Consider the following 5,996-nt stretch of genomic DNA (forward strand, 5'->3'; position numbering starts at 1 on the left):
GGCTTGGCGCCCTGGCCGATCACCACCTCGATAGCATCGGCCTTGCGCAGATCAGCGAGGTTCATGCCGTAGCGGGACGGCAAATACTGGTACACCAAGGTCTCGCTGTGGCCGCGTTCCTCCGGCGTCATGCCACCATCGCCCGTGGTGGTGGAGGTGCCAACCGCCGTGGCGCCGCGGCCCAGAGCCTCCTTGGCGTTGCCCGAGAGCGCGCCGAAGGACATGCCCGCGATCGTCACAGGAATTTTCAGGTGGATCGGCTTCTTGGCGAAGCGGGTGCCGAGCACGACATCCGTGCCGCATTTCTCGCGGTAGCCTTCCAGCGGGTAGCGGGAGACGGACGCGCCAAGGAACACCAGGTCATCGAAATGCGGCAGCTTGCGCTTGGTGCCGCCACCACGAATGTCGTAGATGCCGGTGGCGGCAGCGCGCTCTATCTCGGAGATGGTGTACGGATCGAAAGTCGCCGAATAACGTGGCTTGGTCTGCGGGATATGCGGGAGGTTCGTTTCGTTCATCTCAGTAGGCCCCGGCATTGTCGACATGGAAGTTATACAGTTTGCGGGCCGAGCCGTAGCGGGTAAACTCTTCCGGCTTGGCATCGGCACCAGCCTTGGCGAGCAACCCCGCGAGGATGGTCTTGTCCTCCTGCGTCATCTCCTTCACCTCGCAATCGGCACCCAGGCTCGCCACATTGCCCTTCACGAAGAGCCGCGCCTCGTAGAGCGAGTCGCCCAGCGCCTCGCCGGCATCGCCGCAGATCACGAGATTGCCGCTCTGCGCCATGAACGCGCTCATATGGCCGACATTGCCCTTCACCACGATGTCCACGCCCTTCATGGAGATGCCGCAGCGGGCGGAGGCGTTGCCGTCGATGATCAACAGACCGCCATGCGCGGTGGCGCCAGCGGACTGGCTGGCATCGCCCTTCACATGCACGAGGCCGGACATCATGTTCTCGGCGACGCCGGTGCCGACGCTGCCATTCACGGTGATGGCGGCGCCGTCGTTCATGCCGGCGCAGTAATAACCGGCATGGCCGTCGATGGTGACAGAAACCGGGGCGGTGATGCCGACGGCGATGGCATGCGCGCCGCGCGGATTGAGCACCGTCCAGACGGTCTGGTTACTACCGGCGTTCAGGGATTGCAGGACGCCGTTCAAATCCCGCAGGTTGGAACTGGAAAGATCGAAAACAACGGTATTTTCCAAGGTCTTTTGTACAGCACTCATGCCGCGCGCTCCCAGAAATAGACTTTCGCCGGTTCGGGCTCGAAGATATGCGCGTGCTCGATGCCCGGCAGATCGGCCAGCGCCCGGTATTCCGAACCGAAGGCCACATAGTCATCGGTCTCCGCCATCACGGCTGGTTTGCATGCCACCGGATCGCGCAGCACGCCAAAGCCGGATTCCGTGCCGACGACAAAGGTGTAGAAGCCATCAAGAGATTCCAGCGCCGCGTGCAACGCTTCGTCGAGCTTCTTGCCCTCGCGCAGCTGGTAGGCGACGAATCCCGCCGCCACTTCGGTATCGTTCTGCGTCTCGAACTTGATGCCTTCGCGCATCAGCACGCGGCGGACATCGTTATGGTTCGAAAGCGAGCCGTTATGCACCAGGCACTGGTCGGTGCCGGTGGAGAACGGATGCGCGCCTTGTGTCGTCACGGCCGATTCGGTGGCCATGCGGGTATGGCCGATGGCATGGCTGCCGGACATCTTCTGCAGCCCGAAGCGCTTGGAAACCTCATCCGGCAGGCCGACGCCCTTGAACAGCTCCATGCGCTCACCCACGGAGACGATGGAGATCTCCGGATGGCGGGCCAGCACGGCGCGGATTTCGGCCTCCCGCTCGGCGGGGAAAGAGATGACCGCGTGGTCGTCATGCTCGGTGCAAGTCAGGTCAAACTTGGCCGGAAGGGCAAGAAAATCGAAACCCGCGGTCGCGCGCAGGGTGAATTTGAGATGACCCGGCATACCCGCGCCGTAGATTGCAAAACCCGCTGAATCCGGGCCGCGCTCCGTCAACACCGAGAGCATGCCAGCGGTAAGGCGGCCAAGTTCCGGCTCCAGGGCGGGGTTTTTCAGGAATAATCCGGCAATGCCACACATTGTCTGTGCAAACTCCATAAGACCTGGGGTGATGTTAACTGCGCCCCGCCACAACGTCAACCATGAAGAATAAAGTATTCTTAAAAAGAAAGTACAGCGGCACGGCTTGAAATACCGGTCTTTGGGCCGATATCCGGCACGACCTGAAGGAGACGCAGATGCTCGTTTGCACCGGCTTTGCCGCGCCCACGCTCAAGGCGTGAACCGGGCCGTGGCCACGCCCCTCCTCACGCATATCCTGGAAACCTCCCTCTACGTGGCGGATCTGGAGCGCGCCGAGGCGTTTTACCTGCGTGTGTTCGGGTTCGAGCCCCTGTACCAGGACGATCGGATAATAGCCCTGCGCGTGGCAACGCAGGGCGTGCTGCTCCTTTTTCTGCGCGGCGCATCGGAAGACGGCAGCGACATTCCGGGCGGACATGTACCGGGGCATGGCGGCCAGGGGCGGCAGCATTTGTGCTTCGCCATTCCCAGGGCGGCGCTGCCCGAGTGGGAGGCGCATCTGGCCGCGCAAGGCGTGCCGGTTGAAAGCCGGGTGACGTGGCGGCTGGGAGGCCAAAGCCTCTATATCCGCGACCCGGACGGCCATTCCGTGGAACTGGCGACGCCGGGGGTCTGGGCGAATTATTAGCGCCGCCCCGAGCCTTTGGCGGAAATAAAAAAAGCCCCGGTTTTCACCGGGGCTTTTTTAATCAGGCCGCCTTGGCTTCCTGGCGTTCCTTGAGGAAGGTGCGGAATTCCAACCCCTCGCGCAGGCGGCGCACCAGCATTTGCGGGGAGCGGATCATCTCGTTGAGGATCGAGAGGATCTTGCTCGGACGGAAATAGAACTCGCGGTAAAGCGTCTCCACGGAGTCGAAGATCTCCTTGTGGGAGAGATGCGGGTAGTGCAGCGGGGCGATCTGCACGCCGTGCTCGTCGATCAGTTCCGCGTGCTCCACGTCGAGCCAGCCTTCCTTCACCGCCTGGTTGTACAGGAAGGTGCCCGGGTACGGGGCAGCCAGCGATACCTGGATGGTGTGCGGGTTGATCTCCTTGGCGAAGGCGATCGTCTCCTTCAGCGTCTCCTTCGTCTCGCCGGGCAGGCCGGCGATGAAGGTGCCGTGGATCATGATGCCCAGCTTGTGGCAGTCGGCGGTGAATTTCTTCGCCACCTCGATGCGCATGCCCTTCTTGATGTTGTGCAGAATCTGCTGGTTGCCGGACTCGTAGCCCACCAGCAGCAGGCGCAGCCCGTTCGCCTTCAGCACCTTCAGCGTCTCGTAGGGCACGTTGGCCTTGGCGTTGCAGGACCAGGTGACGCCGAGCTTGCCCAGCTCCTTGGCGATGGCCTCGGCGCGGGGCAGATCATCGGTGAAGGTGTCGTCGTCGAACATAAATTCCTGCACCTGCGGGAACAGCTCTTTCGCGCGCTTGATCTCGGCGATGACGTTCTCGACCGAGCGGGTGCGGTATTTATGCCCGCCCACCGTCTGCGGCCACAGACAGAAGGTGCAGTGCGACTTGCAGCCGCGGCCCGTGTAGATGGAGATGTACGGATGCTTGAGGTAGCCGATGAAGTAATCCTCGATGCGCAGATGCTTCTTGTACACATCGACGACGAAGGGCAGCTCGTCCATGTTCATCAGCAGCGGGCGGTCCTCGTTCTTCACGATCTCGCCCGCCTCGTTGCGGTACCAGATGCCCTTCACGTCCTTCAGCGCGGCACCCTCGGCGATTTCCTTGATGGTGAAATCGAACTCGTTGCCGCAGACAAAATCCAGCACCTTGGCGCGCTCGAGCGACTCAACCGGCTGCACGGCGACCTTGGCGCCGATGAAGCCGATCAGCAGATTCGGGTTCAGCTTCTTGAACTCTTCCGCCACCTTCACGTCATTGCCGAAGGAGGGCGTGGAGGTGTGGATGATCAGCAGGCCGTGCGTCTTGGCGTGCGGCAGCACGTCCGCCATGGTCAGCTTGGCCGGCGGCGCGTCGATCAGCGTGGAATCGGGCAGCAGCGCCGCGGGCTGGGCCAGCCAGGTGGGGAACCAGAAGGACTTGATCTCGCGCCGCGCCTGGTAGCGCGAGCCGGCACCACCGTCGAAACCGTCGAAGGAGGGAGGTTGCAGGAACAGGGTTTTCAGTTTCGTCATCTCTTCTCTCTCAGCGGTGCGGCAATTTACCGGCGTCGGCGTGCATCACCTGGCCGCGCCAATCAACTTGGCTGCCGGTGAAACTCGCGACATAAATGATGGTGGAACAGAAATCGCGCAACAACAAAAGCCACGCCTCGCCGGTTTTCGGCAGGCGAAGCTCCGCGTCGATCTTGCGCGAGACGGCGTATCGGGTGGCCAGAACGAACAGGAACAGCCCCCAGGACCAGACGACGCCACCGGCGAACAGCACGGTGAGCACAGCCCAGAACAGCGAGAATTGCAGGACCGAGGCGGCATATGGCACCGGCACCAGCGCCCGGATGGTGCGGGCCCAACGCAGCTCGTGCCGGAACAGGGACGCGAAATCCGCCTCCGGCACTGTGGTGGCCGGGACCACCTGGGCCAAGGCGAGTTCGTACCCGCGCGCCAGGACCAGCCGGCCGAGCACCTGGTCGTCCGCCAGATTATTGGCCACAGCCTCCAACCCGCCGATTTCCGCCAGCACGGCCTTGGACAGCGCCATGGTCACACCCAGGCAATCCTGCCGGCCGAGCTGGCGCGCCAGCAGCGCGCCGGGCAGGAAAGTGTAGTTGATCTGGCTGGCGCCGAGCAGTGCTGGCAGCCCCGGCGCGCCGGGCAGACCGGTATAGAGCGTGGTGACAAGCCCGACATTGGGCTGCTCCATCGCCGCCACCACGCGGTCAAGAAAATACACCGGCACATGGATGTCGGCATCGGAGACCACCAGCAGCTCGTGCTTGGCCTCCGGCAACATATTGATAAGATTTGAGATCTTGCGATTGCTGCCGTGCAGCGTGGCATCCACCACCACCGTCACGTCCCGCTCCGGGTAGCGCGCACGCAGTCTGGCGAGCACGTCCAGCACCGGGTCCGTCTCGCACTGCACGCCGAACACCAGCTGGTAGTCCGGGTAGGTAACCAGGAAGAAGGACTCCAGGGCCAGCTCGGTCAGCGGGTCCACGCCGCATAGCGGCTTGAGCACCGAGACGGGCGGGCGCGCCGCCGGCACCGGCGCCGGAGCGGCGACAAGGCGCTCGATCAGCCGCATGCCGAGGAGCAGCTGCGCCACGCCCGCAAGCGCGCACAGACTGGTGAAAGCGGACGGGATATTCACGCTAGATCCAGTGCTGGACTGGGAGAGGCATTACTGCGCCGCCGGGAGGTTCTGCAGAGCGGCGATCTTGTCCTTGAGCGCCTTGATCAGCGGTGAAGCATCGCCGGAGGTGACCAGGGAGGCGAAATCGGAGGCATGCACGGCCACCTGGCTGATCGTGCCGTTCAGCAGCACGTCGGTGATCTGCCAGCCATTGGCACCGTTCTCCATCACGTAGTCCAGCTCGACGGGCTCGCTGCCATCGCCGGGGATGAGCTGGGTCTCGACGATCTCCTTCGCGCCCAGTGCCTTCTCTTCCGGCAGGACCTTGAAGCTCTGCCCGCTATAGGCGTTGAACTCGGCGACATAGCTGGAGATGGTGAACTGCTCGAACAGCTGGGCCAGCTCCTGCTGCTGGTCCGCCGGCAGAGTGGACCACAGGAAGCCCACCGAGTTCTTGGTGACTTACGGCAGGTTGTAGCTCTGCCGGACGACTGGGGCGAGCGCATCGTAGCGCGCCTGGAAGTCCTTGCCGGCGGAACCCGCTTTCATGCTGGCGAGCAGGCCGTCGTCAAGCGCCGTGGCGGGGGCCGACTCGAAATGATATCCGCCCTTGCTGCGAATCCATGAAACCGACCC

Annotated in this window: 7 protein-coding genes; 1 reads left to right on the top strand and 6 read right to left on the bottom strand. The window is 63.2% G+C overall.

Annotated elements, in window-relative coordinates; translation table 11 throughout:
* The 3 genes from ACLPJJ_RS03870 to ACLPJJ_RS03880 form a co-directional block, all read right to left on the bottom strand.
* The coding region (locus tag ACLPJJ_RS03870; RefSeq protein WP_443589626.1) for a glutamate synthase-related protein at positions 1–518 on the bottom strand (518 nt) is incomplete at its 3' end.
* Position 519: 1 nt separating this feature from the next.
* Complete coding sequence (locus ACLPJJ_RS03875) at positions 520–1,233, bottom strand: protein glxC (protein WP_443589628.1); 714 nt, start codon at positions 1,231–1,233, stop codon at positions 520–522.
* Positions 1,230–2,108, bottom strand: coding sequence for a class II glutamine amidotransferase (locus ACLPJJ_RS03880; protein ID WP_443589630.1), 879 nt, complete (start codon positions 2,106–2,108; stop codon positions 1,230–1,232). The genes ACLPJJ_RS03875 and ACLPJJ_RS03880 overlap by 4 nt, the downstream gene beginning before the upstream one ends.
* A 211-nt stretch (positions 2,109–2,319) precedes the next feature.
* Between ACLPJJ_RS03880 and ACLPJJ_RS03885 the strand changes: the two genes are divergently transcribed.
* Positions 2,320–2,739 carry a VOC family protein gene (locus tag ACLPJJ_RS03885; RefSeq protein WP_443589632.1) on the top strand — a complete coding sequence of 140 codons (420 nt, stop codon included), beginning with the start codon at positions 2,320–2,322 and terminating at the stop codon, positions 2,737–2,739.
* Between the two features lie 61 nt (positions 2,740–2,800).
* Here the strand turns inward: ACLPJJ_RS03885 and hpnJ are convergent, their stop codons facing one another.
* Genes hpnJ through ACLPJJ_RS03900 form a run of 3 tightly spaced genes read right to left on the bottom strand, consistent with a single transcriptional unit; the run spans position 2,801 to position 5,807 of the window.
* A complete protein-coding gene (hpnJ, locus tag ACLPJJ_RS03890) occupies positions 2,801–4,240 on the bottom strand; it encodes a hopanoid biosynthesis associated radical SAM protein HpnJ (RefSeq protein WP_443589634.1) in 1,440 nt (479 codons plus the stop codon).
* A gap of 10 nt (positions 4,241–4,250) precedes the next feature.
* Positions 4,251–5,378: a bacteriohopanetetrol glucosamine biosynthesis glycosyltransferase HpnI gene (gene hpnI / locus ACLPJJ_RS03895; RefSeq protein ID WP_443589636.1), complete on the bottom strand. Its 1,128-nt coding sequence runs from the start codon at positions 5,376–5,378 to the stop codon at positions 4,251–4,253.
* A gap of 30 nt (positions 5,379–5,408) precedes the next feature.
* Positions 5,409–5,807 (bottom strand): ABC transporter substrate-binding protein, encoded by a 399-nt coding sequence (locus ACLPJJ_RS03900; RefSeq protein ID WP_443589638.1) that lies wholly within the window; start codon positions 5,805–5,807, stop codon positions 5,409–5,411.
* Between the last annotated feature and the right edge of the window lie 189 nt (positions 5,808–5,996).

It is taken from the genome of Acidocella sp. (genome assembly GCF_052326845.1).
In the GTDB taxonomy this organism is placed as follows: Bacteria; Pseudomonadota; Alphaproteobacteria; order Acetobacterales; family Acetobacteraceae; genus Acidocella.

Excerpts from the sequence above, each read along its gene's own strand:
- ACLPJJ_RS03880 (WP_443589630.1), bottom strand. The coding sequence starts at position 2,108 with ATGTGTGGCATTGCCGGATTATTCCTGAAAAACCCCGCCCTGGAGCCG.
- hpnJ (WP_443589634.1), bottom strand. The coding sequence starts at position 4,240 with ATGACGAAACTGAAAACCCTGTTCCTGCAACCTCCCTCCTTCGACGGT.
- ACLPJJ_RS03875 (WP_443589628.1), bottom strand. The coding sequence starts at position 1,233 with ATGAGTGCTGTACAAAAGACCTTGGAAAATACCGTTGTTTTCGATCTT.